General features: G+C 70.5%; 27 protein-coding genes. 21 read left to right on the plus strand and 6 right to left on the minus strand.

The window, feature by feature from the left end; translation table 11 throughout:
• Positions 1-285: 285 nt before the first annotated feature.
• Both coaA and EDF63_RS05270 read right to left on the minus strand, forming a co-directional pair.
• On the minus strand, positions 286-1,230 hold the full coding sequence (coaA, locus tag EDF63_RS05265; RefSeq protein WP_123311764.1) for a type I pantothenate kinase: 945 nt from the start codon (positions 1,228-1,230) through the stop codon (positions 286-288).
• Between the two features lie 105 nt (positions 1,231-1,335).
• Positions 1,336-1,821: a glutathione peroxidase gene (locus EDF63_RS05270; RefSeq protein WP_123311766.1), complete on the minus strand. Its 486-nt coding sequence runs from the start codon at positions 1,819-1,821 to the stop codon at positions 1,336-1,338.
• Between the two features lie 70 nt (positions 1,822-1,891).
• On the opposite strand from EDF63_RS05270, the gene glmS reads away from it, so the two are divergent.
• The 13 genes from glmS (at position 1,892) to EDF63_RS05335 (ending at position 13,054) form a co-directional block, all read left to right on the plus strand.
• Complete coding sequence (gene glmS, locus EDF63_RS05275; RefSeq protein WP_123311768.1) at positions 1,892-3,739, plus strand: glutamine--fructose-6-phosphate transaminase (isomerizing); 1,848 nt, start codon at positions 1,892-1,894, stop codon at positions 3,737-3,739.
• Between the two features lie 7 nt (positions 3,740-3,746).
• Positions 3,747-4,121 (plus strand): holo-ACP synthase, encoded by a 375-nt coding sequence (locus tag EDF63_RS05280; protein WP_123311770.1) that lies wholly within the window; start codon positions 3,747-3,749, stop codon positions 4,119-4,121.
• On the plus strand, positions 4,118-5,221 hold the full coding sequence (gene alr, locus EDF63_RS05285) for an alanine racemase (protein WP_123311772.1): 1,104 nt from the start codon (positions 4,118-4,120) through the stop codon (positions 5,219-5,221). The genes EDF63_RS05280 and alr (EDF63_RS05285) overlap by 4 nt, the downstream gene beginning before the upstream one ends.
• Positions 5,218-6,384, plus strand: coding sequence for an alanine racemase (alr, locus tag EDF63_RS05290; RefSeq protein ID WP_185021291.1), 1,167 nt, complete (start codon positions 5,218-5,220; stop codon positions 6,382-6,384). Before alr (EDF63_RS05285) ends, alr (EDF63_RS05290) begins: the two co-directional genes overlap by 4 nt.
• Positions 6,381-6,893 carry a tRNA (adenosine(37)-N6)-threonylcarbamoyltransferase complex ATPase subunit type 1 TsaE gene (gene tsaE, locus EDF63_RS05295; protein WP_260232980.1) on the plus strand — a complete coding sequence of 171 codons (513 nt, stop codon included), beginning with the start codon at positions 6,381-6,383 and terminating at the stop codon, positions 6,891-6,893. The genes alr (EDF63_RS05290) and tsaE overlap by 4 nt, the downstream gene beginning before the upstream one ends.
• Positions 6,894-6,904: 11 nt before the next feature.
• Positions 6,905-7,375 (plus strand): GNAT family N-acetyltransferase, encoded by a 471-nt coding sequence (locus EDF63_RS05300; protein ID WP_123311776.1) that lies wholly within the window; start codon positions 6,905-6,907, stop codon positions 7,373-7,375.
• 64 nt (positions 7,376-7,439) lie between these two features.
• A complete protein-coding gene (locus EDF63_RS05305; protein ID WP_123311778.1) occupies positions 7,440-8,048 on the plus strand; it encodes an NAD(P)H-dependent oxidoreductase in 609 nt (202 codons plus the stop codon).
• Between the two features lie 37 nt (positions 8,049-8,085).
• Positions 8,086-8,640: a hypothetical protein gene (locus tag EDF63_RS05310; RefSeq protein WP_148061731.1), complete on the plus strand. Its 555-nt coding sequence runs from the start codon at positions 8,086-8,088 to the stop codon at positions 8,638-8,640.
• Between the two features lie 154 nt (positions 8,641-8,794).
• On the plus strand, positions 8,795-9,961 hold the full coding sequence (locus tag EDF63_RS05315) for a Fic family protein (RefSeq protein ID WP_123311782.1): 1,167 nt from the start codon (positions 8,795-8,797) through the stop codon (positions 9,959-9,961).
• Positions 9,962-9,985: 24 nt separating this feature from the next.
• The gene (gene tsaB, locus EDF63_RS05320; RefSeq protein ID WP_123311784.1) at positions 9,986-10,621 is read left to right on the plus strand and encodes a tRNA (adenosine(37)-N6)-threonylcarbamoyltransferase complex dimerization subunit type 1 TsaB; all 636 of its coding nucleotides are present in this window, start codon (positions 9,986-9,988) and stop codon (positions 10,619-10,621) included.
• Positions 10,618-11,163: a ribosomal protein S18-alanine N-acetyltransferase gene (rimI, locus tag EDF63_RS05325; RefSeq protein ID WP_123311785.1), complete on the plus strand. Its 546-nt coding sequence runs from the start codon at positions 10,618-10,620 to the stop codon at positions 11,161-11,163. The genes tsaB and rimI overlap by 4 nt, the downstream gene beginning before the upstream one ends.
• Entirely contained in the window at positions 11,150-12,205 is a 1,056-nt protein-coding gene (tsaD, locus tag EDF63_RS05330; RefSeq protein ID WP_123311787.1) for a tRNA (adenosine(37)-N6)-threonylcarbamoyltransferase complex transferase subunit TsaD, read from the plus strand. The genes rimI and tsaD overlap by 14 nt, the downstream gene beginning before the upstream one ends.
• Before the next feature lie 78 nt (positions 12,206-12,283).
• Positions 12,284-13,054, plus strand: a complete 771-nt coding sequence (locus EDF63_RS05335; protein ID WP_123311789.1) for a DUF4190 domain-containing protein — start codon at positions 12,284-12,286, stop codon at positions 13,052-13,054.
• Here EDF63_RS05335 and EDF63_RS05340 read toward each other — a convergent pair.
• A complete protein-coding gene (locus EDF63_RS05340) occupies positions 13,047-14,237 on the minus strand; it encodes a class I SAM-dependent methyltransferase (RefSeq protein ID WP_123311791.1) in 1,191 nt (396 codons plus the stop codon). The genes EDF63_RS05335 and EDF63_RS05340 overlap by 8 nt on opposite strands.
• 160 nt (positions 14,238-14,397) lie before the next feature.
• Here EDF63_RS05340 and groES point away from each other — a divergent pair, with 160 nt between their 5' ends.
• The gene (groES, locus tag EDF63_RS05345) at positions 14,398-14,694 is read left to right on the plus strand and encodes a co-chaperone GroES (protein ID WP_110893972.1); all 297 of its coding nucleotides are present in this window, start codon (positions 14,398-14,400) and stop codon (positions 14,692-14,694) included.
• Between the two features lie 122 nt (positions 14,695-14,816).
• Positions 14,817-15,779, plus strand: coding sequence for an EamA family transporter RarD (gene rarD / locus EDF63_RS05350; RefSeq protein ID WP_185021292.1), 963 nt, complete (start codon positions 14,817-14,819; stop codon positions 15,777-15,779).
• Between the two features lie 122 nt (positions 15,780-15,901).
• Here the strand turns inward: rarD and EDF63_RS05355 are convergent, their stop codons facing one another.
• From EDF63_RS05355 to guaB, 3 genes are all read right to left on the minus strand, one after another.
• Complete coding sequence (locus tag EDF63_RS05355) at positions 15,902-17,233, minus strand: ABC transporter substrate-binding protein (protein ID WP_123311793.1); 1,332 nt, start codon at positions 17,231-17,233, stop codon at positions 15,902-15,904.
• A 190-nt stretch (positions 17,234-17,423) separates the two neighbouring features.
• Positions 17,424-17,807 (minus strand): VOC family protein, encoded by a 384-nt coding sequence (locus EDF63_RS05360; RefSeq protein WP_123311795.1) that lies wholly within the window; start codon positions 17,805-17,807, stop codon positions 17,424-17,426.
• A gap of 74 nt (positions 17,808-17,881) precedes the next feature.
• Complete coding sequence (gene guaB / locus EDF63_RS05365; RefSeq protein WP_123293173.1) at positions 17,882-19,384, minus strand: IMP dehydrogenase; 1,503 nt, start codon at positions 19,382-19,384, stop codon at positions 17,882-17,884.
• Between the two features lie 253 nt (positions 19,385-19,637).
• Between guaB and EDF63_RS05370 the strand changes: the two genes are divergently transcribed.
• The 6 genes from EDF63_RS05370 to EDF63_RS05395 all read left to right on the plus strand — a co-directional run bounded on the left by EDF63_RS05370 (position 19,638) and on the right by EDF63_RS05395 (position 25,405).
• Entirely contained in the window at positions 19,638-21,032 is a 1,395-nt protein-coding gene (locus EDF63_RS05370) for a branched-chain amino acid ABC transporter permease (RefSeq protein WP_260232981.1), read from the plus strand.
• A gap of 12 nt (positions 21,033-21,044) precedes the next feature.
• Positions 21,045-22,031: a branched-chain amino acid ABC transporter permease gene (locus tag EDF63_RS05375; RefSeq protein ID WP_123311797.1), complete on the plus strand. Its 987-nt coding sequence runs from the start codon at positions 21,045-21,047 to the stop codon at positions 22,029-22,031.
• Positions 22,024-22,926, plus strand: a complete 903-nt coding sequence (locus EDF63_RS05380) for an ABC transporter ATP-binding protein (RefSeq protein ID WP_123293178.1) — start codon at positions 22,024-22,026, stop codon at positions 22,924-22,926. The genes EDF63_RS05375 and EDF63_RS05380 overlap by 8 nt, the downstream gene beginning before the upstream one ends.
• Positions 22,923-23,729, plus strand: coding sequence for an ABC transporter ATP-binding protein (locus EDF63_RS05385; RefSeq protein ID WP_185021293.1), 807 nt, complete (start codon positions 22,923-22,925; stop codon positions 23,727-23,729). Before EDF63_RS05380 ends, EDF63_RS05385 begins: the two co-directional genes overlap by 4 nt.
• A gap of 146 nt (positions 23,730-23,875) precedes the next feature.
• Positions 23,876-24,067 carry a hypothetical protein gene (locus EDF63_RS05390; RefSeq protein ID WP_027466695.1) on the plus strand — a complete coding sequence of 64 codons (192 nt, stop codon included), beginning with the start codon at positions 23,876-23,878 and terminating at the stop codon, positions 24,065-24,067.
• Positions 24,068-24,286: 219 nt separating this feature from the next.
• Entirely contained in the window at positions 24,287-25,405 is a 1,119-nt protein-coding gene (locus EDF63_RS05395) for a GuaB3 family IMP dehydrogenase-related protein (protein ID WP_123311799.1), read from the plus strand.
• Positions 25,406-25,451 lie beyond the last annotated feature (46 nt).

Here is a 25,451-nt window from a genome sequence, read left to right on the forward strand (position 1 = left end):
CGGTGCAGTCGTTGCGCCCGGACTCTTGGGGGCGCGATGACCGTACTGGGGCGCAAGCCCGCGCTCGCGACCGCGTCGCGCTTGCGTCGCGCGCCGCTTGCGCTGCGCTGCAGTCGTTGCGTCCCGCTTGCGCTGCGCGCCCCGCTGCAGTCGTTGCGCCCCGACTCTTGGGGGCGCGATGACCGTACCGGGGCGCGCACCCGCGCGCACCCGCGCGCACCCGCGCGCACCCGCGCGCACCCGCGCGCACCCGCGCGCACCCGCGCGCACCCGCGCGCACCCGCGCTAGATCTTGCGGAGCAGGACCGAGTTCACCTTGTGGTTCGCGCCCTTCTTCAGCACCAGGGTCGCGCGGGAGCGCGTGGGCAGGACGTTCTCGAGCAGGTTCGGCTCGTTGATCGCCCGCCACACCTGCGTCGCCGTCTCGACGGCGTCCTCGCGTGAGAGCGACGCGAACCGGTGGAAGAACGAGTCGGGGCTCGAGAACGCCTCTTCCTGCAGGGCGAGGAACCGGTCGACGTACCAGGACTCGATGTCCTTCGTCTTCGCGTCGACGTAGATCGTGAAGTCGAACAGGTCGGACAGCGCGAGCCGCCCGTGCACCGGTGGGGCGAGGACGTTCAGCCCCTCGACGATGAGGATGTCCGGCTGTCGGACGACGATCTCAGCGTCCGGAACGATGTCGTAGACCAGGTGCGAGTAGTACGGCGCCCGGACCTCGGTCGCGCCGCTCTTCACCTGGCTCACGAAGCGCAGCAGGGAGCGACGGTCGTACGACTCCGGGAAGCCCTTGCGGTCCATGATCCCCCGACGCTCGAGCTCGGCGTTCGGGTACAGGAAGCCGTCGGTCGTCACGAGCTCGACCCGAGGGGTGTCCGGCCAGCGCTTCGTCAGCTCGCGCAGCAGACGGGCGACGGTCGACTTGCCGACGGCGACGGACCCGGCGACGCCGATGACGAACGGCGTGCGTCCGGCCCGCTCACCCAGGAACCGGCTCGTCTCGGCGTGCAGGTCGCGGGCTCCGGCGGCGTACAGGGTGAGCAGTCGCGACAGCGGGAGGTAGACCTCCTGCACCTCCTGCATGTCCAACCGGTCGCCGAGCCCGCGCAGCTGCACGACCTCGGTCTCGGTGAGCGACAGGTGCTCCTTGGGTGCGAGCTGCGACCACTCGTGCCGCGGGATCTCCACGAACGGGGTCGGGTGCGCGACGGCGGTCTCCGGGATCGGCATGGGGACGAGCGTACAGACGGGAGGCCCGGTGCAGGTGAGCTGACCGGCTCACCTGCACCGGGCCTCCCGTCCAGTGCTCGGTGTGCGTCCGCAGGGCGCGGTGCGTCAGGCGGGCAGGGCGGCCTCGATGGCCGCGATCACCTCGGGGGCGTCCGGCTTCGTGGTCGGACGGAAGCGCGAGACGGTGCCGTCGGGGGCGACGAGGAACTTCTCGAAGTTCCAGCTGACCCGTCCGGCCTTGCCGTCGGCGTCCGGGGTCTCCTTCAGCGCCTGGTAGAGCGGGTGGGCGCTCTTGCCGTTGACCCTGACCTTCTCGGACATCGGGAACGTCACGCCCCACGTGGTGGAGCAGTACTCGTCGATGGCCTCGGACGAGCCGAGCTCCTGCAGGAACTGGTTGCTCGGGAACCCGAGGACCGTGAAGCCCCGAGGGCCGTACTGCTTCTGGAGGGCCTCGAGCTGCTCGTACTGCGGGGCGAGACCGCACCGCGACGCGACGTTCACGACCAGCACCGCCTTGTCCGCGAACGAACCGAACGTGGTGTCCTCGCCGTGCAGCGTGGTGATGGCGATGTCGTCGAAGCGTCCCATGGCCGAAACGTTATCCCCAGCCCTGCTGCTTCGCAGGGTCCGCGCTCAGGCAGACCGTAGGATCGCTTCCATGTGTGGAATCGTCGGCTACGTCGGCAGCAACAGCAGCCAGGACGTCCTCCTCGGTGGCCTCCGTCGCCTCGAGTACCGCGGATACGACTCGGCGGGCATCGCCGTGGTCGACCCCGCGGGGGACCTCGTCTCCGCCAAGAAGGCGGGCAAGCTCCAGGCCCTCGTCGACGAGCTCGAGTCGTCGCCGATCCCGGACGGCACCACGGGCATCGGGCACACCCGCTGGGCGACCCACGGTGGTCCGACCGACGGCAACGCGCACCCCCACCTGGCCGACGGCGACAAGCTCGCCCTCATCCACAACGGCATCATCGAGAACTTCTCCGAGCTGCGCGCCGAACTGCAGGCCGAGGGCATCGAGTTCCGCAGCGAGACCGACTCCGAGGTCGCCGCCCACCTGGTCGGTCGGGCGTTCCGCGAGACCGGTGACCTGACCGCCGCCATGCAGCAGGCCGTGCAGCGACTGGACGGGGCGTTCACGCTCCTCGTCGTGCACGCCGACCAGCCCGGCGTCGTCGTCGGCGCCCGTCGCAACTCCCCGCTCGTGGTCGGCCTCGGTGACGGCGAGAACTTCATGGGCTCGGACGTCGCCGCGTTCGTCGCCTACACGCAGCGTGCGCTGTCGATCGGCCAGGACGAGATCGCCACGATCCGCCCCGACGGCGTCGACGTCATCCACTTCGACGGCACCCCGGCCACCCCGAGCGAGTTCGAGGTGAACTGGGACGCCTCCGCCGCCGACAAGGGCGGGTGGTCCTCGTTCATGGCGAAGGAGATCAGCGAGGAGCCCGAGGCCGTCGCGAAGACGATCCTCGGCCGCGTGCACGACGGCGCCGTGACCCTGACCGACCTCGACCCGATCGCCGAGCGTCTGGCGACCGTCGACCGCGTCATCGTGATCGCCTGCGGCACCGCTGCCTACGCCGGCATCCTCGGCAAGTACGCCATCGAGCAGTGGGCCCGCATCCCGGTCGAGGTCGAGCTCGCGCACGAGTTCCGCTACCGCGACCCGGTGCTGAACGACCGCACGCTCGTCGTCTCGATCAGCCAGTCCGGCGAGACCATGGACACGCTGATGGCCGTCAAGTACGCCCGTGAGCAGGGCGCGCAGGTCCTGTCGATCTGCAACACCCAGGGCGCGACCATCCCGCGCGAGTCCGACGCCGTGATCTACACGCACGCAGGACCCGAGGTCGCCGTGGCCTCGACGAAGGCCTTCATCGCCCAGGGCGTCGCGCTGTACCTGCTCGGACTGCACCTGGCCACCCTGCGCGGCACGCTCACGACCGAGCAGATCGCGGAGCAGGTCGCGGAGCTCGAGGGCCTCGCTCCGAAGTTGCAGCAGACCATCGACGACGCCGCGGGCATCAAGGACCTCGCGCGATGGATGGCGGACACCCGCAGCGTCCTGTTCCTCGGCCGCCACGTCGGCTACCCGATCGCGCTCGAGGGTGCGCTCAAGCTCAAGGAACTCGCGTACATCCACGCCGAGGGCTTCGCCGCCGGTGAGCTCAAGCACGGTCCGATCGCGCTCATCGAGCCGGGGCAGATCGTCTTCGTCATCGTGCCGTCCCCGCGTGACCCGCGCTCGCTGCACCCGAAGGTCGTCTCGAACATCCAGGAGATCCGCGCCCGCGGTGCCCGGGTGATCGCCATCGCGGAAGAGGGCGACGCCGCCGTGCTGCCCTTCGCGGACGAGGTCCTGCGGATCCCGCTCGCGACCCCGCTGTTCGAGCCGCTGCTCGCCGTGGCGCCGCTGCACATGTTCGGCATGGAGCTCGCCGCGGCCAAGGGCCTCGACGTGGACCAGCCGCGCAACCTCGCGAAGTCGGTCACCGTCGAGTAGTCGCACGATGATCATCGGCATCGGGGTCGACGTGGTGGACCTGGAGCGGTTCGAGCGGGTGCTGTCGCGCACACCTGCGATGCGTGCGCGGCTGTTCACCCCGGCCGAGCAGGTCCGTGACGGCGAACCACGGCCGATCGCGTCACTCGCGGCACGGTTCGCGGCAAAGGAGGCCCTGATCAAGGCCTTCGGGTCCAGCGCGGGGCTCAGCTGGCAGGACCTCGAGGTCGTGTCGGACGACCAGCGCAACCCGTCGCTGACGCTGCACCAACAGGCGCGACAGGTGGCGGATGCGCGTGGCGTGACGAGCGTGCACCTGTCGCTCTCGCATGATGGAGGGATCGCGACCGCGTTCGTGGTCCTGGAGGGGACGGTTCAGTGAGTGCGTTCACCGGGATCACGGTCGATCGTGAGGCCCTGATCGAGAACTACGCGACGATCGCCGAGCAGGTCGCACCGTCCGGCGTCATCGCGGTGGTCAAGGCCAACGCCTACGGCCACGGCGCGCTCGACGCCGCTCGGGCCTTCGTGGACGCCGGTGCCGAGTGGCTCGGCGTCGCGGACATCGACGAAGCCGTCGCGCTCCGTCAGGGCGGCATCGACGACGACGTCCGGATCCTCGCGTGGCTGCACGCCCCCGACGAGGACTTCCGCCGCGCGGCGCAGTACGACATCACCCCGGCGGTGTCGAGCGTCGAGCAGCTGTCGGCCGCTGCCGACTCCGAGGTCGGTGCCGTGCACATCTGCGTCGACACCGGCCTGAGTCGCAACGGTGCGGTCGAGTCCGAGTGGGCCGAGCTCTTCGCCACCGCCGGGGCCCTGGCGAGGGGCGGCAACCGCACCCGTGTCGAGGGGCTGATGTCGCACCTGTCCAACGCGTCGCGCACGGACGACCTCGACCAGGACGCCGCACTGCAGCGCGCGCTCGACGGCCTCGCCGCGAACGGGATCGTGCCCGACCTGGTGCACCTCGCCGCGAGTGCCGCGAGCATCGTCGTGCCGGAGACCCGCCGCGACCTGTCCCGCGTCGGACTCGCCCTGTACGGCCTGAGCCCGTTCGCCGACCGCACCTCCGCCGACCTCGGGCTCCGGCCGGCCATGCGTGTGACCGCCGCCGTGCTCCGCACCGTCGACGTCCGCGCCGGTGAGGGCGTGTCCTACGGCTACACCTGGCGGGCGTCGACCGACACCCGCCTCGCGGTCATCGGTCTCGGGTACGCCGACGGGTTCGACCGCGACTTCGGCAACCGGGTCTCGGTCCGGATCGGCGACCGCACGTTCCCGGTGGTCGGACGGGTCGCGATGAACGCCATGCACGTCGACATCGGCGACGCCGACGTCAGCATCGGCGACGAAGCCGTGCTCTGGGGCGACCCGGCGAACGGCGACCCCGCGGTCGAAGACTGGGCCGCCGCGATCGGCACCATCAACTACGAGGTGGTCGCCCGGGTCGGCCACAGCGTGCACCGGAGGACGACGTGAGCTCCGCACCCCTGCGCCAGGCACGGATCGACCTGGACGCCTACCGCGCGAACCTCGACCTGGTCCGCGAGTGGATGGACCCCGTCGCGGTCATGGCGATCATGAAGGCCGACGCCTACGGGCACGGCCTCGAACCGATCGCGCTCGCCGCGGTGGACGCCGGCATCCGGTGGATCGGCGTGCTCACGGTCCCCGCGGCCCTGCGCCTGCGGTCGATCGGCGTCGGCGAGGACGTCCACCTGTTCACCTGGCAGCACGACCCGGACCTCGACTTCCGCGACGCCATCGACTCGGCTGTCGACCTCGGCGTCTCGAACGTCGCCGAGCTGCAGCGCATCGTCGACGCCGTCGACCAGCGCCCGGCCCGGGTGCACCTCGGCGTCGACTCCGGACTGCACCGCGACGGCGCGACCCCGGCGGACTGGCCCGCACTCGTCGAGCTCGCCCGCGACGCCCAGCGGAACGGCCGCATCGAGGTGGTCGCCGCGTACACGCACCTGGCCGAGTCGTCCGACCACGAGGACAGCGCCGCAGTCGCCGTGTTCGACGCCGCGATCGAGATCGCCGAGGACCGGGGGCTCGACGTCCCGATGGAGCACGTCGCCGCATCGCTCGCCGGCTTGGAGCGCAAGGAGTTCCGCAAGGACATGGTCCGGATGGGTGCGAACCTGTTCGGCATCCCCGGCGCCGACGGTGTCTCGGCGGCCGACCTCGGGCTCGAACCCGTGATGACCCTGACGGCCTCGGTCGCCAAGACGAAGCGGGTTCCCGTCGACACCGGCGTCTCGTACGACTACACGTACCGCACCACCTCGGAGACCACCCTCGCGCTCGTGCCTGTCGGGTACGCGGACGGCGTCCCGCGTCTGGCGCAGGGTCGCATCGAGGTCGCGATCGGCGGCAGGCGCTACCCGATCGCCGGCCGCGTCGCGATGGACCAGTTCCTCGTCGACGTCGGCGACGACGACGTGCAGACCGGTGACACCGTGACGCTGTTCGGCACCGGCGAGCACGACGAGATGACGGTCCTCGACTGGGGCCGTTCGCTCGGCACCATCGGCGAGGAGATCGTCTGCCGCATCGGGACCCGCGTGCCTCGGTTCTACGAGGGCCACGACATCGAGGGACGCGTCGGGGAGTACCTGCGGGGCGACCAGTCGTGACCGAGGCCGCACACGTCCTGCTCGACACGGCCGTCGACGGCACCGACGCGATGGGCGAACTCGGAGCGCGGTTGGCCGCGGTCCTGCGTGCCGGTGACCTGGTCGTGCTCACCGGGCCGCTCGGTGCCGGCAAGACGACACTGACCCGTGGCCTCGGCGCTGCCCTCGGCGCGCGCGGCCAGGTGTCGAGCCCGACCTTCGTCCTCGCCCGGACGCACCCCACCACCGCCGGCCCGGACCTGGTGCACGTCGACGCGTACCGGCTGTCCGACCCCGTGGAGCTCGACGACCTCGACCTCGACTGGGACGCATCGATCGTCGTCGTCGAGTGGGGCCGCGGCATGGTCGACGGCATCAGCGACAGCGTGCTCGACGTCGAGATCACCCGGGCCACCGGTGCCGACGCCTCCGGCACCACCGAGGCCGACGACCCCGACGACGTCCCCGACGAGCCCCGCCGCGTCGTCGTCACCGCGTCCGGCCCGCGCTGGACGGGCGTCGACCTCTGACCCTGCAGCGCGTGGACACCGGTGCGGTCGACGACCTCCGCACCTTCCTCGTCGGTGCCGACCTGACCGTCGCCGGCCTCGACCGTGCTGGCCTCGACCCTGCCGGTCTCGAGCCGACCGTCCGGCTGTGGGTCGACCGTGCCGACGACGGCCGCGTGGTCGGCAGCACCGGGTACGAGACGAGCGCCGACGGTGTCCACGTGCTCGTCCGCAGCGTGGCGGTGGCGCCGCACCTCCGGGGGCTCGGCCACGGCACCCGGCTCGCACGCTTCGCCGTCGACCACGCCGCGACCACGGGCGCGCGACGGGCGTGGCTGTTCTCGCGGCGCTCCGGTCCGTTCTGGCAGTCGCTCGGGTTCGCCGCCGCCGACCGCGACGACCTGGCGGCCGCCCTGGCCGACACGCACCAGGTCCGGTCGTTCCGGCGGACCGGGCAGCTCGCGCACGAGGTCGCCTGGTCCCTCGACCTGACCGCGGTGTGAGCCGGCACGGCCGGGCGACAGCGGGCGTCCCGGTGCCGCCCAGCCGGCTCCGGGAGGATGCGGTGTGCCGACGCTCATCGTGACCGCCCACCCGGACACCGACTCGCTCACCCACCACCTCGCGGCTCGCCTGCGGGACGCCCTGCCGGCCGGGACGGTCGAGACCGCCGACCTGGCGGCCGAGGGGTTCGACCCGCGCTTCACGCTGGCCGACCGGCACACCTACCGGACCGGCACGGACGCCCCGGCCGACGTCGTCGCCGAGCAGCAGCGCATCGACCGCGCCACCGACCTCGTCCTCGTGTTCCCGGTCTGGTGGTGGTCCGTGCCCGCGGTGCTCAAGGGGTGGATCGACCGCGTGTTCGTGAACGGCTGGGCGTTCGTCGTCGACACGGACGGCGGCATCAGTCGAGCGCTCGGACGGCTCACCGTCCACCTGGTGCCGATCGCGGGCGACGACGCCGGCGTGTACGAACGGCACGGGTACGCCGAGGCGCTCCGGACGCAGGTCGAGCACGGGATCGTCGACTTCTGCGGTGCCCGCAGGGGCGCCACCGTGTTCGTGCACGACTCCGAGACCGAGCGCGCCGAGGCCCGTGAGCGCGCGGTCGCCGCGGCGGTGGAGGGTGTCCGTCGAGCGGTCGTCGACCGTGCACCGGCCGGCGACCGGTAGCCTCGCAGCAGATCTGGTCAGCGCGAACGGGGGAACCATGCGCATCGTCCTCGACACCGGCGGCTTCAGCGACGTGGAGGTCGGCACGGTGGACCGTGACGACACCGAGTTGGTGTTCCGGTCGCCCGCAGGAGCGGTCGTGGCACGCCATCCGGTGACCGCCGTCGCCTGCCTGGACGTCCGGGCGACCGGCCCGCAGTCGACGCCGGCTCCGGCCGTCGCCACGACGTCCGGAGCAGACGACCCGTCGTCCCCACTGGCGGTCCGGGCTGCACCGACCGGCAACCCGCAGGTCGACGCTGCTCGGCTCGACCGGCCCGCCGCCTACGCGCCGTGGACGCAGCAGGAGGACACCGGGCTCGAGGCGATGACGGCGGCGGGGATGTCCGTGGCGGACGTCGCGATCGTCCTGCGTCGCCAGGACGGCGGTGTGCGGTCCCGGCTGCGGCACCTCCGAGAAGCAGCGGACGAGGCCGCGACGAGTACGGGCGCGACGTCGCCCACCAGCACGGTCCGTTTCGACGAGCCGCCGCGTCCCACACCTGCGCCACGCGGCCCCGCGTCGGCTCAGCCGACCGGGACCGTCTCGTGACACTTCTGCCGCCTGGGGGTGGCCATCTGCAGAGCCGGGGCGACGCTCCCGAGACAGCACGACGGATCGAGTGTCGTCGCGCTCTCCACGTGCCGGTGCTTGGAAGTTCGACCTGAAGTTATAGGGCGGAGGGCACTTTGCTTATGATGAGGAGATGCGCCGAGAAGACTTCCGTTCAGATCGGTTCGGCACGCTCACGACGCGTCCGTTGTCCGAGTGGCCGCACGCCTACTTCTTGCCTGCGCCCCTCCCACGCGAACTCGTCCTCGAGCCCGTGACGAACGCTGCGGTGTCACGCGCCGACATCGCCATCGGCCGGTTGGCCGGACTCGGGCAGCTCGTGCAGGAGCCGGAACTGCTGCTCGGCCCGTCCATGGCACAGGAAGCCCTTGCGAGCTCGCGGATCGAGGGCACACAAGCGTCGCTGAGCGATGTGCTCAGCGTCGAGAACGACGACGAGATCCTGGACGACGACCTTCGTGAGGTCGACAACTACCTCCGAGCGGCGCGCGAGGGCGTCGACCTCCTCGCGGACCTGCCGATCACGCAGCGGTTCATCTGCGCGCTGCACGAGACCCTCATGCGCGACGTGCGGGGCGACGAGAAGTCTCCTGGAGAGCTCCGCCGCTCGCCGGTCTGGATCGGATCACCGAACGCTCGACCCGAAACCGCACGCTTCATCCCACCGCACCAGGACCACCTGCCGGACACGCTCGACGACTGGGAGCGGTTCGTGAACGGACGGTTGGACACGATGTCGGTGACCGTGAAGTGTGCGCTGCTGCACTACCAGTTCGAGACGATCCACCCGTTCCTCGACGGTAACGGCCGGATCGGCCGGCTCCTGATCGGTTTCTCGCTCATCGCGGACGGCATCCTGCCGGCGCCGATCCTGCACATCTCGGGCTACTTCGAACAGCACCGCACGGAGTACTACGAGCGGTTGCGGGCCGTCCGGGAGCGCGGGGAGGTGGACGAGTGGATCCAGTTCTTCGCGGAGGCGGTGACCGTCCGGGCGAACGACAGCGCCGAACGGATCCGGAAGCTCGTCGAGATCCGCGAGCGGTACCGCCTGGCCTCGCGAACGGAGCGTTCGGCCCTCCCTGGGCTCGTCGACGTGGTCTTCAAGAACCCGGTCGTGACGGTCACGTCCGTCCGGCGTGCGCTCGACGTCTCGCAGCCGACGGCCTCGTCCCTCCTCCGCCGCGCGGAGGAGTACGGCTGGCTCCGGTCGCTGGGGCGTTCGGGCCGAGGCGGACGCGAGCGGTGGCGTGCCGACGAGATCTGGAACGCGGTCGCTGGCAGCCTCGACGAGACCTGATCCCACCCCGCCTACGATGGACGGGTGCTCCTCGCCATCGACACCTCCGCCGGAACGTCCGTGGCCGTCGTCGACCCGGCCACCGGCCACGCCCTCGTGACCCGTGACACCGAGGAAAGCCGCCGGCACGCCGAGGTGATCGGACCGTTCCTGGCCGACGCGCTCGCCGAGGCCGGCATCACCGGCGCGGACGTCACGGGTGTCGTCGCCGGCATGGGCCCCGGCCCGTTCACCGGCCTGCGCGTCGGCATCGCTGCCGCGCGCACCTTCGCCGCGGCGGTCGGCGTCCCCGTCCTGCCGCTCGTCAGCCACGACGCGGTCGCGGCCGACGAGCGCGACGGCCGACGGGACGGACCGTTCGTCGTCCTGACGGACGCCCGCCGGCGCGAGGTCTACTGGAGCGCGTACGACCAGACCGGCACGCGGGTTGCGGGTCCGGGTCTCGCCAGGCCCGCCGATCTCGACGAGGCGATCCGTGCCTCCCGGCCCGAAGCGGTGGGCTGGGACCGCGTGACGGCCCTGTCCATCCCTGCCTGGAGGCTCGGATCACTCGCCGCGGACCGCCTGCGGTCCGGCACGGGGTTCGACCAGGACACCCCCCTGTACCTGCGGGAACCGGACGTCACGGTGCCGGGTGCCCCGAAACGGGTGAAGCAGTGACCCTGCCGGACGGGCTCCGCCTGCGGCGGGCGCACCCGCAGGACCTCGACGACATCATGTGGCTCGAGCACGTCTCGTTCCCGACGGACGCCTGGTCGGCGTCCCAGATGTCCGGCGAGCTGTACTCGCCGCACGGGTACTACATCGTCATCGAGACCGTCGACGAACCCGCGGCACCGCTGGTCGTCGGGTACGCCGGACTGACCTCGCTGGCGGGCAACCCGGTCGCCGACGTGCAGACCATCGCGGTCGCTGCGGACCAGCGCGGCAAGGGGCTCGGGCGGGAGCTGTTCACAGAGCTCCTCGACGAGGCCCGCCGCCGTGGTGTGCGCGAGGTCTTCCTCGAGGTGCGCGCCGACAACCCGGTCGCGCAGTCGATGTACACGGCGTTCGGGTTCGAGCACATCGCGACCCGGCCGCGCTACTACCAGCCGGACGGCGTCGACGCGTGGGTGATGCGGGCGGAGCTGCCCGGCCCGGACGCCGAGCGGTCGTCGGGCGTCGGACCCATCGGACAGGAGGCCCTCGGTGAGCGGGACTGAACCACTGGTGCTCGGCATCGAGACGAGCTGCGACGAGACCGGCGTCGGCATCGTGCGGGGGAACACCCTGCTCGCGAACGTCATCGCCTCGAGCATGGACGAGCACGCCCGGTACGGCGGTGTCGTGCCCGAGGTCGCCGCACGCGCCCACCTCGAGGCGATGACCCCCACCCTCCACGAGGCGCTCGAGCGGGCCGGGGTCACCCTCGACGAACTCGACGCCGTCGCCGTCACCGCCGGACCCGGTCTGGCGGGTGCGCTCATGGTCGGGGTGGGGGCCGCGAAGGCGCTCGCCGTCGCCACCGGCAAGCCCCTCTACGGCGTCAACCACCTGGTCGGGCACGTCGGTGCCGACGTCCTGCGCACGGACGGCAGCGACATCGAGCTCCCGACGGTGGCGCTGCTGGTGTCCGGCGGGCACACGTCGCTGCTGCTGGTGAAGGACCTGGTCGGCGACGTCGAACTGCTCGGCGAGACGATCGACGACGCCGCGGGCGAGGCGTTCGACAAGGTCGCACGGCTGCTCGGTCTGCCGTACCCCGGCGGGCCGCAGATCGACCGGGCCGCGGCCGACGGCGACCCGAAGGCCATCCGGTTCCCCCGCGGCCTGACGCTGCCGAAGGACCTGGCCGCGCACCGCTACGACTTCTCGTTCTCGGGGCTGAAGACCGCCGTCGCCCGCTGGGTCGAGCGCTGCCGTGACGAGGGGCGAGCGGTGCCCGTGGCCGATGTCGCGGCGAGCTTCCGCGAAGCCGTCGTCGACGTCCTGCTGACCAAGGCCCTGAACGCCTGCCGCGACACCGGCGTCGACCGGCTCCTGCTCGGTGGCGGTGTCGTCGCGAACGCCCGGCTGCGGCAGGTCGCCGAGGAACGCTGTGCGGCGGCCGGGGTGCAGCTGCGGATCCCGCCGTTCGACCTGTGCACGGACAACGGCGCCATGATCGCGGCCGTCGGGGCGCGCCTGGTCGCCGAAGGGCACGCGCCGAGCGACCTCGGGATCGCGGCCGACTCGACGTTGCCGGTGACGACCGTCCAGGTCTGAACCGTCCGGTCGGCCGTCGGGTGCCTGTGGCAGGATTCACGTGGCGTCGGAGAGACCGGGCGCCGAGAGGGGTGGACGGTGTCCGATCAGAACGAGTGGCCGAAGCCGGGCGAGACGACGCCGGGCAGCACGACCGGTGGGCAGCCGGAGGGGACGCCCGCTCCGGACGCACCGCAGGCCCCGTCGGCTCCCGAGCAGCCGCAGAACCCGTACGGACAGCAGCACCCGTCGAACCCGTACGCGGCGCCGCAGCAGCCGAACCCCTCCGGCCAGCCCCAGCAGTCCAACCCGTACGGCCAGCAGCACCCGTCGAACCCGTACGCGGCGCCGCAGCAGCCGCAGAACCCGTACTCGGCCCCGCAGGCGCCCCAGGACCCGTACGGTGCGGCCCAGAACCCCTACGGGCAGCAGAACCCGTACGCGCAGCCCCAGGGCGGCCAGAACCCCTACGCGCAGCCCCAGGGTGGCCAGAACCCGTACGCGCCGCAGCAGCAGCCCTACGCCGCCGGCGCCTACGGTTCGACCGGCTACCAGCCCTACGCGCAGCGCCCGAAGACCAACACGCTGGCGATCCTGTCGATCGTGTTCGGCCTCGCCGCCGTCCCGATGTGGTTCATCGCGATCCTGCTCGGCCCCGCCGGCGCGATCCTCGGCCACGTCGCGCTCGGCAAGATCAAGCAGAACGGCGAAGCCGGCCGCGGCCTCGCCCTCACCGGCATCATCGCCGGCTGGGTGATGGCCGGTGTCTGGCTGATCTGGATCGCCTTCATCATCTTCCTCGGCGTGATCGGCCAGAGCTCGTACTCCACCTACGACTACGACTCGGGCACCGGCGCCTTCATCAGCTGAGCCGCTCGCACAAGACCGCGCTGTGCCGCCCGTCCAGGCGGGTGAGCACGAGCGTGACCCTGCCGGTCCCGCGCAGCCGCAGCCGTTTGCGGAACTGCGCCGGGTCGACGTCGACGCCGCGCTTCTTGATCTCCACGGTGCCGATGCCGTCCGCGGCGAGCCGCGCCGACAGGCGCTTCACGTCGAGCGGCATGGTGTCCAGCACCCGGAAGCCCTGGGCGAACGGCGTCGTCACGGCACGGTCCGAGGTCACGTACGCGATCCCGTCGGAGACCATGTGGCCGTCGAGGGCGCGTGCCAGGTCGCCGATGAGCCGTGCGCGGATGACGGCGCCGTCCGGCTCGTACAGGTAGGCGCCGAGCGGGCCCACCTCAGCGTCCTCGGCGTCGGCCGGGCCGGTCATCTCGGCGATGCCGTGCGCACCGATCACGGTGGCCGCTCGGCGGATCCCCGGCCGGGCGAGGGGCCCGAACCACAGCGCGAGCTCGACGACCTCGCGGTCGACGGAGGTCCACTGCGCCTCGGCGGTGTCGGGGATCAGGTCGCGGTCGATGCCGGGCCCGAGCTTCACGCCCGTCGGGGTGCTCGTCGCGGCGGTGAACACGGTGTCCAAGGACGGCGACCAGTCGTCGGGGTCGGCCAGGCGACGGGTGTCCGAGTGGCCGGAGGTCCGACGTGCGGGGTCCATCCAGATGCCGTCGACGCGGGAGACGTCGAACGCGGCCGCGTCGCCCAGTTCGACCCGTGCGTTCGGCCACACCGCGAGGTTGTGCGTCGCGACCGCAGCGGTGACCTCGTCGCGGTCCACCGCGGTGACGTCGAGGTCGAGCGCGGCCATCGCCATCGCGTCGCCGCCGATGCCGCAGCCGAGGTCGGCGACACGCGTGAGCCCGGCCGCGGCGAAGCGCCCGGCGTGCTGTGCGGCGACCTGCAGGCGGGTCGCCTGCTCGAGTCCGGCCTCGGTGAAGAGCATGCGGGCGGCGAAGTCGCCGAACTTGCCACGGGCCTTCTGCCGGAGCTTCGCCTGGGTCAGGACCGCCGAGACGAGCTGCGGGTCGTGGCCTTCGGACCGCAGCCGGGACACCACCCGGACGATCTCGCCGCCGTCCGAGACGCCGGGGGTACGGTCGAGCAGGGCCATCCCGTCAGGGGTCAGCAGTGCGGCGAGTTCGGCGGCTTCCATGTCCCGATCCTCCCAGGTGCTGGATGTTCCCCTGATGTGCTGGCACTCGGATTGACCGAGTGCCAGTGTCCCCCTAGAGTTGGCGTTGGCACTCTCCTGTGCGTAGTGCCAACCCGGTTTTCATCTGTACCGAGTCCGTACCGAGAAAGAAGAGGTCACCGTGGCCGTCAGCATCAAGCCGCTCGAGGATCGCATCGTCATCCGCCAGGTCGAGGCGGAGCAGACCACCGCATCCGGTCTGGTCATCCCCGACACCGCGAAGGAGAAGCCCCAGGAGGGCGAGGTCGTCGCCGTGGGTCCGGGTCGCATCGACGACAACGGCAACCGCGTCCCGCTCGACGTCGCCGTGGGTGACAAGGTCATCTACTCCAAGTACGGCGGAACCGAGGTCAAGTACTCGGGCGAGGACCTGCTGGTCCTGTCGGCCCGTGACGTCCTCGCGGTCGTCGTCAACTGAGTCCAGTACTCCTCTCGGACGCCCCGTTCGGCCTGTCGGCCGGCGGGGCGTCCGTGCGTTCGGGGCGACCGGGAGGCCCGTGGTCCGTCCGGCGAGTCAGCGGTCGTTCCTAGGATGGTTCCGTGAGTGAACCGAGTCCGGCGCGACCCGTCCGCAGCGAGGCATCCGTCGGCGTGGTGCAGGCGATCATCGCGTACGGGCTCTGGGGCCTCATGCCCCTGCTCTTCGCGGCCATGGCCCCGGCCGGCGCGTTCGAGATCGTCGCCTGGCGCATCGTCTTCGGGCTGGTGTTCTGCGCGGTGGCGATCGCCGTCACCCGCTCGTGGCTCCGCACCCGCACCCTGATGGCGCAGCGGCGGGTGATGGCCGTGATGGGCCTGGCCGCGGTCCTCATCCTGGTGAACTGGACCGTGTACGTCCTGGCGACGACCACCGGCCACACCGTCGAGGCGGCACTCGGGTACTTCATCAACCCCCTGGTCACGATCGCACTCGGCGTCGTGGTCCTGCGCGAACGGCTTCGGCCGGCGCAGTGGGCGGCCGTCGGCATCAGTGTCGTGGCGGTCGTCGTGATCGCCGTCGGCTACGGCCAGGTGCCGTGGATCTCGCTGGTGCTCGCGTGCTCCTTCGGCCTCTACGGCTTGGTGAAGAAGCGCGTCGGCGGCACGGTCGACGCACTGAGTGGCCTCACGATCGAGACCGTGTGGCTGCTGCCGATCGCGGTCGTGGCGCTGGTCGTCCTCGGTGCGACGGGCCTCGGCGGCGGCGTGACGTTCACGAGCGAGGGCTGGGTGCACGTCCTGGTGACGGTGCTCACGGGGCCGGCGACGGCGGTCCCGCTCCTGCTGTTCGCGTCCTCGGCGCGGCGGGTGAGCCTGTCGACCCTCGGGTTGACGCAGTACCTCGCGCCCGTGATGCAGCTGCTCGTCGGTGTGGTGGTGCAGCACGAGGCGATGCCGCCGGCGCGCTGGTTCGGCTTCGGCATCGTGTGGTTGGCGCTCGTGGTGCTGACGGCGGACTCGTTCGCCGCCGCGCGGGCGTCCCGCCGCCGAGCGCTCGCACCTCCCCCGGCCGAGCCCGCCTGACGGGCGCACCCCGGGCCTCCCGTCCGCCCGTCAGCACGGCGCAGCTGCCCGCACGCGAAAGCGACAGTCCCCCGCGGATGACCCGCGGCGGACTGTCGCTTTCGTGGGGTGGAGCCGGTGCTCTACTTCTTGACCGCGCCCTGGATGGCGCTCTGGTAGACGGGCTTGTTGTCGCCGTCGAACTTGTAGATGCCGATGTAGGCGCTCGACGGGTCGTTGTTGTCGTCGAACGGACCGATGCCGGACGGGCCGGTGTAGTGGATGTCCTTGCCGTCGTCGAGGAGCGCGACGCACTCCTTGAACGTGGCGCACTCGGTGCCGCCGTCGGCTCCGGAGACCGCGGCCATGTTCGCCTGGATCGTGCCGGAGTCGGTGCCCTTGCCCTTCACCGCAGCCAGGGCGGCGAGGACGGTGGCGTCGTAGGACTCCGCCGCGTACGAGTAGTCGGCGAGCGTCTTGCCCGACGAGTCCTTGTAGAAGGCGGACAGCTGCTTCTTGAAGTCGTCCTTCGGCGAGGCACCGGGGATGGTGCCCTGGGCGCCGGTCAGGGTGCCCTTGTCGAAGTCCTTCGAGTAGTCCGCCGTGTTGCCGTCGGACATGTAGATCTTCGCCGTGTTCCCCTGCGAGACGAGCTCCGGGATGATCGACTTCGTCTCGTCGAAGGCCAGGACGACGATCGCGTCCGGCTTGGCTGCGAGCGCGGCCGTCACCTCGGACGAGAACGTGGTCTGACCGGGCGGGAACTCCTGGCCCTCGCCCTTGCCGCCGTAGACGACCTGGCCACCGGAGGCCTCGACCGCGGACTGCACCGAGTTGCGGAGGCCCGTGCCGTAGGTGTCGTTGAAGACGAGGAAGGCGACCTTGGCGTTGCCGTCACCGGTCACGAGCTGACCGAGCGCCGAACCCTGCACCGAGTCCGGCGGAGCGGTCCGGTAGTAGTACGACGAGTAGCCCGAGAGGTCGCTCGCGGTGTTCGCGGGCGAGATCTCGACGATGCAGTTGCTGGTGAGCTGGTCGATGACGTTGAGCGTGACCGACGAGGACTCGGCACCGATCGCGACCGGGACCTTCGCGTTCACGAGCTTCGTCGCAGCCGAGCTCGACACGGTCATGTCGTTGCTGTCGCCGGAGTCGGTCGCGGGGTCGATGGTGACGTCCTTGTCGAGGACGCCGCCCGCGGCGTTGATGTCCTTGACCGCGAGGCCGACACCGGACTCGGCCGGCGGGTTCAGGTAGGCGAGCGAGCCGGTGAGCGGCAGGATCGTGCCGATCTTCAGCGCGTCGGTGCTGGGGGTGTCGGGGGCCTTGCAGCTGGCGGCGGGGTCCTTCTTCGCGTCGCTCGACGCCGAGCTGGAAGGGGAGTCGCCGCTGCTGGTCGTGGAACACGCGGCGAGCAGGACGGCTGCCGCGCCTGCCAACGCCAGTGCCGTGGTGGCACGGGTGGTTCTGATCATCCGTGGAGCCCTTTCTCTGCGCGGAGGCGTTGCCGCTTCGGGTCGAACGCGGCGCCTCCACTGGATGTCGAGAAACGTAGGGTCCGTGTGTTTCGCCCGTGTGACGGGGCGGTACGCAAAACTGTTTCGTTACCGAGCCGTGACGTTCCTGTGCGGAGGATCAGGGATCGGCGCCCGGACCGGTCCCTCGTCAGCCGTCGCGTTCAGCCGCGGAACGCAGCACGCAGAACTCGTTGTCCTCCGGATCCGCGAACACGACCCACCCACCGTCGTCGTGGCGGAGGTCCGCGAGTTCGGTCGCACCGATGCCCCGCAGCCGCTCGACCTCGGCATCGCGCGTGCGGTCGGTGGGACGCAGGTCGAAGTGGATCCGGTTCTTCACGGACTTCGCCTCGGGGACCTGGATGAACAGCACCTGGTGCGAGCCGTCGGGTGCGGTGATCATGCACTCCTCGTGCCCGGGGGCGTTCGGGTCGTCGGCGATGTCGACGTAGCCGAGGACCTGCTTCCACCACTCCGACAGGGCGTAGGCGTCACGGCAGTCGATCGTGGTGTGGGAGACGACGCTGACCATGCCGTGACACTACTGCCGGCAGACGACGAACGCCCCGCTCCGGTGGGGAGCGGGGCGTTCGGGGTGCAGTCGGCTCAGCTGCGGTAGTTCGGCGCCTCGACGACCATCTGGACGTCGTGCGGGTGCGACTCCTTGAGCCCGGCAGCCGTGATGCGGACGAACTTGCCGCGGGCCTTGAGCTCCGGGATCGTGCGGCCGCCGACGTAGAACATCGACTGCCGGAGCCCACCGGTGAGCTGGTACACGACGTTGCCGACCGAGCCGCGGTAGGGCACCTGGCCCTCGATGCCCTCGGGGATCAGCTTGTCGTCGTTGGGGACGTCGGCCTGGAAGTAGCGGTCCTTCGAGTACGAGGTCTTCTTGCCGCGGGTCTGCAGTGCGCCCAGGGAGCCCATCCCGCGGTACGCCTTGAACTGCTTGCCGCCCACGAAGACCAGGTCGCCGGGGGACTCGTCGGTGCCGGCCAACAGCGAGCCGAGCATGACGGTGTCGGCACCGGCCACCAGGGCCTTGGCGATGTCGCCCGAGTACTGCAGGCCACCGTCGGCGATGATCGGCACGCCGGCTTCGCGTGCTGCGAGGGAGGCTTCGTACACGGCGGTGACCTGCGGCACACCGACGCCGGCGACGACGCGGGTGGTGCAGATCGAGCCGGGCCCGACGCCCACCTTGACGGCGTCGACACCGGCGTCGATGAGCGCCTGCGCACCGGCACGGGTCGCGACGTTGCCGCCGATGACGTCGATGTCCGCGAACGACGGGTCGGCCTTGAGACGGCGCACCATGTCGAGCACGCCTTCGCTCTCGCCGTTTGCGGTGTCGACGACGAGCACGTCGACGCCGGCGTCACGCAGGGCCTCGGCACGCTGCCAGGCGTCACCGAAGAAGCCGATCGCGGCACCGACGCGCAGTCGGCCCTCGTCGTCCTTCGTGGCGTCCGGGTACTGCTCGCTCTTGTCGAAGTCCTTGACGGTGATGAGACCGCGGAGCTTGCCCTCGGCGTCCACCAGGGGCAGCTTCTCGATCTTGTGCTGCGCGAAGATCGCGATGGCCTCTTCCGGGTCGATGCCCTCCATCGCGGTGATCAGCGGCGCCTTGGTCATGACGTCGCGCACGAAGGTGGTCGACTGCTCGAACGTCGCCACGAACCGCATGTCGCGGTTGGTGATGATGCCGACGAGGGTGCCGTCCGCCTCGACCACGGGCAGGCCGGAGACGCGGAACTGACCGCAGATCGCGTCGACCTCCGCCACCGTGGCGTCCGGGGTGGTGGTCACCGGGTTGGTGATCATGCCCGACTCGGAGCGCTTGACCTTGTCGACGTAGGCCGCCTGGTCCTCGATGGACAGGTTGCGGTGCAGGATCCCGATGCCGCCCTGCCGCGCCATGGCGATGGCCATGCGGGCTTCGGTGACGGTGTCCATCGCCGCGGAGAGCAGCGGGACGTTGACGGAGATCCGCCTGGTGAGCCGGGACGCGGTGGACGCCTCGCTCGGGATGACGTCGGTGTGCCCCGGCAGGAGCATGACGTCGTCGTACGTGAGTCCGATGAATCCGAACGGATCCGGCTGGTCCATGGGTCCCCTTCGTGGGCGAGTGAAGTGGTCGAGACACCGGGAACGCAACGGCGGGTTCCGGATAGGACATAGTAACGCGCATGGGCCCTCCCGCTATTCCGCGTTCCGCCTGGGGGGAACGGATCGCGCCCCCTTCGGAGGCGTTCCTCCACAACGTCACAGTTCGGGTACGAATCACACAGGGAACGTGTTGGAAACACGGGTGTCACAAAATCCCCATAGGTTCCTCGTCATCCGAACGAGAGGCTCTTCCGTGGGATCCATCACTCCTCCGGGACGGGCGCAGCCGCGTCTGTTCCGCCTCCGCCAGGCGCGACGTCGACCGGTCCTCGCGGCCGTGCTCGTCGCCGCGTTCCTGGCGACCTTCCTGATCGACTGGGCGGTCACCCTGCCGGCCTTCAGCGCCACGTCGGCGCCGGCCACCAGTCAGTCCTGCACCGTCAGCCCCGACAACGGGTGCATCCAGGGCACGATCACCGACTCCGAGCGCGAACCGGCCGAGGACGTCGACGTCGACGTCGCCGGCCCCGGTGGCTTCGCCGAGACGGCGACGACGAACGCCGACGGCCGCTGGTCGGTCAGCGTCGACGAGGCCGGCGAGTACACCGTCAGCGTCGACCAGGCCACCCTGCCGAAGGGCCAGTACCTGACGAACGCGGCCGACGCCGAGCGCAAGGTCCAGGCGACGCTGAACGCCAACGTCGGACAGATCTTCCAGCTGTCCGACCAGAAGGGCGCGACGACCACGTCCGACTCGTCGAGCGTCAGCCCGCAGCGGGCATGGCAGCAGTTCGCCTCGGGCATCCGCCTCGGCCTGCTCATCGCGCTCGCGTCGATCGGCCTCTCGCTCATCTACGGCACGACGGGGCTGTCGAGCTTCTCGCACGGCGAGCAGGTCACCCTCGGCGGGCTGCTGGCCTACGTGTTCGCGAACCAGCTCGGCTGGAACATCTGGGTGACCGGCATCGTCGTCACGCTGTTGTGCGCGGCGACCGGGTACCTGCAGGACGCCGGGATCTGGCGACCGCTGCGGCGCAAGCGGATCAGCCTCACGCAGCTCATGATCGTGACGATCGGTCTGTCGATCGCCGCCCAGTACGCGTTCCAGTACTTCTTCGGCGCAGCGACCGTCCGCATCCAGCAGGGCAACCCCGAGACGGTCCGGTTCGCCGGGGTCACCCTCACGGTGCAGTCCTACGTGGCGATGGGCATCGCGCTCGTCGTCCTGGTCGCCACCGGGCTGTTCCTGGCGAAGACCCGCTTCGGCCGGGCCACCCGTGCGGTGTCGGACAACCCGGCGCTCGCCGCAGCGTCCGGCATCGACGTCGACCGGGTCATCCGCTTCGTGTGGACGCTCGCCGCCGGTCTCGCCGGGCTGTCCGGCGTGATGCTCGGCCTCGTCCTGAACGGCGTGAACTGGCAGACCGGCCTGCAGCTGCTCCTGCTCATGTTCGCCTCGGTCACGCTCGGTGGCCTCGGCACGGCCTACGGCGCACTCGTCGGGTCGATGATCATCGGCGTCGTCGTCGAGCTCACGAACCTCGTGCTCCCCGGTGACTTCAAGTACGCCACCGCCCTCGTCATCCTCATCCTCATCCTGCTGTTCCGGCCGCAGGGCATCTTCGGCCGCGCCGAGCGGGTCGGCTAAGGGAGCACGCGCATGGACTACATCCTCAACCTGCTGTCCTCGCTCACCCAGGAGGCCCTCGCGCCGACCACGGCGGCGTTCGCGCTGGCAGCCATCGGACTGAACGTGCACTTCGGCCTGACCGGGCTCGTGAACATGGGCCAGGCGGCGTTCCTGCTGCTCGGTGCCTACGGCTTCGCGATCTCGATCACCAACGGGCTGCCGTTCGTGATGGCGGTGCTCATCGCACTGCTCGTCGCCATCGTGTTCGCGATCATCCTCGGCGTCCCGACCCTGCGGCTCCGCGGCGACTACCTGGCGATCGTGACGATCTCCGGCGCCGAGATCATCCGCATGGTCGGCCGTTCGAGCCTGCTCACCACGACGACCGGCGGCTCGAACGGCATCACCGGGTCGAGCTACCGCGACCCCTTCACCGCCCTGAGCCCGCTGCCCGACGGCACCACGACGATCCTCTGGTTCACCTACGCCAACAACGGTGTCAACGGCTGGTGGATCCGCATCGCGGCCTGGGCGCTCGTCGCCCTGTTCACGCTCGTGCTCTTCCTGCTCATGCGCAGCCCCTGGGGTCGTGTCCTGAAGGCGATCCGCGAGGACGAGGACGCCGTCCGCTCCCTCGGCAAGAACGTCTACTCGTACAAGATGCAGGCGCTCGTGTTCGGTGGCGCACTCGGTGCGATCGCGGGCATCATCTACGTCCTGCCGAGTTCGGTGCAGCCGGACGCCATGGGCCGCTCGATGACGTTCTTCATCTGGACGGCGCTCATCCTCGGCGGTGCCGCGACGGTGTTCGGTCCGGTGCTCGGTGCCGTGCTCTTCTTCGTCCTCCGCCTCTTCATCCGCACCCTGGCCGGCGACTTCATCCCGGACTCGATCATGAACGCGCAGCAGGCGGAGCAGTTCTCCTACGTGCTCGTCGGCGTCGCGCTCATGCTCCTGATCGTGTTCCGTCCACAGGGGTTGCTCGGCAACAAGAAGGAGCTGACGTTCAGTGTCTGAGACCTACGGCTACACGAAGGCCGACCCGATCCTCACCGTCGACGGCGTCACCCGGCACTTCGGCGGCATGACCGCCGTGGACGTCGACCACCTCGAGGTCCAGCGCGGTTCCATCACGGCCCTGATCGGCCCGAACGGTGCCGGTAAGACGACCTTCTTCAACCTGCTGACGGGCTTCGACAAGCCGAGCCCCGGCGCGAGGACGCAGTTCAACGGCGCGACCCTGCAGAAGACGAGTGCGACCCACATCGCCAACCGCGGCATGGTGCGCACGTTCCAGCTGACGAAGGCGTTGTCGCGGCTCACCGTCATGCAGAACATGCTCCTCGGCGCCCGCGACCAGCCCGGCGAGAACTTCTTCGCGGCGCTGATCAAGCCCGTGTGGGCGAAGCGGGAGCGCGAGATCACCGCGAAGGCCGAGGACCTCCTCGCCCGCTTCAAGCTCGACGACAAGGCCGACGACTACGCCGGTTCGCTGTCGGGCGGGCAGCGGAAGCTCCTCGAGATGGCCAGGGCGCTGATGTCCGACCCGACGATGATCATGCTCGACGAGCCGATGGCGGGCGTGAACCCCGCGCTGACGCAGTCGCTGCTCGGGCACATCCAGTCCCTGCGCGACGACGGCATGACCGTGCTCTTCGTCGAGCACGACATGCACATGGTCCGGCACATCTCGGACTGGGTGGTCGTGATGGCCGAGGGCAAGGTCGTCGCCGAGGGTCCGGCCGACACCGTGATGGACGACCAGGCGGTCATCGACGCGTACCTCGGTGCGCACCACGACACCGACCTGGGCGACGACTCGCTCCTCACCGAGGAGACCTTCGAGGAACTGGCGGAGGAAGTCGCGGAAGAAGACGCGGCGGACGCAGCAGCAGAGGAGAAGACCCGATGACGGACGCAGTCGACCCCACGACCGCGAGCAGCGCCTCCAGTCCGTCCCAGGCGGCCACGCTGGAACGCGAGCCCGTGCTGAGCGCGAAGAACCTCGTCGCCGGCTACCTGCCGGGCGTGAACATCCTCAACGGCTGCGACCTGGACTGCTACCCCGGCGAGCTGATCGGGATCATCGGACCGAACGGTGCGGGCAAGTCCACCCTGCTCAAGGCCCTGTTCGGTCTCGTGTCGATCCGCGAGGGATCGGTCACGCTGCAGGGTGAGGACATCACGAACCTCAAGGCGAACAAGCTCGTCCAGGCCGGCGTCGGCTTCGTCCCGCAGACGAACAACGTGTTCCCCTCGCTGTCCATCGAGGAGAACCTGCAGATGGGGCTGTACCTGCGGCCCCGCAAGTTCGCCGAGCGGCTCGAGGTCATCTACGACCTGTTCCCGGTGCTCGCGCAGCGGCGCGGCCAGCGGGCCGGCTCCCTGTCCGGCGGTGAGCGACAGTCGGTCGCGATGGCGCGCGCGCTGATGATGGACCCGAAGGTGCTCCTGCTCGACGAGCCGAGCGCGGGCCTGTCGCCGGTGCGGCAGGACGAGACGTTCCTGCGGACCCGACGGATCAACAAGGCCGGTGTGTCGATCGTCATGGTGGAGCAGAACGCGCGACGCTGTCTGCAGATCTGCGATCGTGGGTACGTGCTCGACCAGGGGCGGAACGCGTACTCGGGCACGGGGAAGGAACTCGCGGACGACCCGAAGGTCATCGAGCTGTACCTGGGGACGCTCGCCAAGGACGTCGACGCAGGGCGCTAGCGCGCTGCGTCGACTGCGGGTACCGCTGTGGGGGTGGTATCCGCGATGGGTGGGGCCGTGCGTGGTCGCTTCGCGCCGCACGGCCCCGCTCCTGTACCCGGCCAGGAGGCGCGGCTCGCCCCGCGCGGGTCGGTATCGTTCCGCGGGTGCGCACCTCCGGACCCCTCGTGCTCGACGCCCTCGTCTGGCTCGTGTTCATCGCGCTCTTCGTCGGGGCGGCGTTGCTCGTCAAGGTCGCGGCCGTGCTGCTCGTCGTCCTCGTGGTGCTCGCGCTCCTGCTCGGCTTCGTGCTGCGGGCGCTCCGGAAGCGCCGACGGGCGCCGCGGCGTCCGCGCTGACGGCTGCGCCCGCGCTGACGGCTCCGTGGTGATGGCTGCGCGGTGATGGCTGCGTGGTGCGAGGTTCCGCACGTCGTGCGACCCTCGCGACCTCGCACCGAACACGGAACCTCGCACCGTACGCGGCAGGCCTCGCACGGATCGCGGCAGACCTCGCACGGTGCGAGCCGCACCGTCCGGTCCGTGCACGCCCCCGGACCCGCCCGGTAGGCTTGCCGGGTGAGCGAAGTCGAGATCGGTGCAGGCAAGCGCGGACGTCGGGCGTACGCGTTCGACGACATCGCAGTGGTCCCCTCCAGGCGGACGCGTGACCCGCGCGACGTCAGCGTGCAGTGGTCGATCGACGCGTTCACCTTCGCGTCGCCGATCCTCTCCGCGCCGATGGACTCCGTGTCCTCGCCGGCCACGGTCATCCAGATGGGCAAGCTCGGCATCCTGGGCGTCCTCGACCTCGAGGGGCTGTGGACCCGGTACGAGGACCCGACGCCCTACTACGACGAGATCAAGTCGCTCACCGACGGCAACGTCACGAAGCGCATGCAGGAGATCTACTCCGAGCCGATCAAGCCGGAGCTGATCACCGCGCGCCTGGCCGAGATCCGTGCCGCCGGGGTCCCGGTCGCCGGCTCGCTCAGCCCGCAGCGCACGCAGGAGTTCTCGAAGACGGTCGTCGACGCCGGTGTCGACCTGTTCGTCATCCGCGGCACGACGGTCTCGGCCGAGCACGTGTCGCAGAACGAAGAGCCCCTCAACCTCAAGAAGTTCATCTACGAGCTCGACGTCCCGGTGATCGTGGGCGGCGCCTCGACCTACACGTCGGCGCTGCACCTGATGCGCACCGGTGCCGCCGGTGTCCTCGTCGGGTTCGGCGGCGGCGCTGCGTCGACCACGCGCGCCGCGCTCGGCATCCACGCGCCGATGGCCACCGCGGTCGCCGACGTCGCCGGTGCCCGTCGTGACTACCTCGACGAGTCGGGTGGCCGCTACGTGCACGTCATCGCCGACGGCGGGCTCGACACCGCCGGCGACATCGTCAAGGCGATCGCGGTCGGTGCGGACGCCGTCATGCTCGGCACCGCGCTCGCCCGTGCCACCGAGGCGCCCGGCGGCGGCTTCCACTGGGGTGCCGAGGCGCACCACCCGGAGCTGCCCCGTGGCCGCCGGGTCGAGGTGGGCACGATCGCCCCGCTCGAGAACGTGCTGAACGGTCCGACGCCGACCCACGACGGCCGTGCCAACCTCGTCGGTGCACTGCGCCGATCGATGGCGACGACCGGATACTCCGACGCCAAGGAGTTCCAGCGAGTAGAAGTGGTCGTGGCGCCGTACCACCAGTGATCCTGGTGGCACCCGTGCACCGACGCGGGTGACGCCTCGGCGCCGA

The organism is Curtobacterium sp. JUb34 (assembly GCF_003755065.1).
Lineage (GTDB): Bacteria > Actinomycetota > Actinomycetes > Actinomycetales > Microbacteriaceae > Curtobacterium.

Coding starts and splice junctions, on each gene's coding strand:
- EDF63_RS05375 (WP_123311797.1), top strand. CDS start 21,045: ATGGACTACATCCTCAACCTGCTGTCCTCGCTCACCCAGGAGGCCCTC.
- EDF63_RS05280 (WP_123311770.1), top strand. CDS start 3,747: ATGATCATCGGCATCGGGGTCGACGTGGTGGACCTGGAGCGGTTCGAG.
- EDF63_RS05340 (WP_123311791.1), bottom strand. CDS start 14,237: ATGGAAGCCGCCGAACTCGCCGCACTGCTGACCCCTGACGGGATGGCC.
- EDF63_RS05360 (WP_123311795.1), bottom strand. CDS start 17,807: ATGGTCAGCGTCGTCTCCCACACCACGATCGACTGCCGTGACGCCTAC.
- EDF63_RS05355 (WP_123311793.1), bottom strand. CDS start 17,233: ATGATCAGAACCACCCGTGCCACCACGGCACTGGCGTTGGCAGGCGCG.
- coaA (WP_123311764.1), bottom strand. CDS start 1,230: ATGCCGATCCCGGAGACCGCCGTCGCGCACCCGACCCCGTTCGTGGAG.
- EDF63_RS05310 (WP_148061731.1), top strand. CDS start 8,086: ATGCGCATCGTCCTCGACACCGGCGGCTTCAGCGACGTGGAGGTCGGC.
- EDF63_RS05315 (WP_123311782.1), top strand. CDS start 8,795: ATGCGCCGAGAAGACTTCCGTTCAGATCGGTTCGGCACGCTCACGACG.
- guaB (WP_123293173.1), bottom strand. CDS start 19,384: ATGGACCAGCCGGATCCGTTCGGATTCATCGGACTCACGTACGACGAC.
- EDF63_RS05385 (WP_185021293.1), top strand. CDS start 22,923: ATGACGGACGCAGTCGACCCCACGACCGCGAGCAGCGCCTCCAGTCCG.
- glmS (WP_123311768.1), top strand. CDS start 1,892: ATGTGTGGAATCGTCGGCTACGTCGGCAGCAACAGCAGCCAGGACGTC.
- EDF63_RS05270 (WP_123311766.1), bottom strand. CDS start 1,821: ATGGGACGCTTCGACGACATCGCCATCACCACGCTGCACGGCGAGGAC.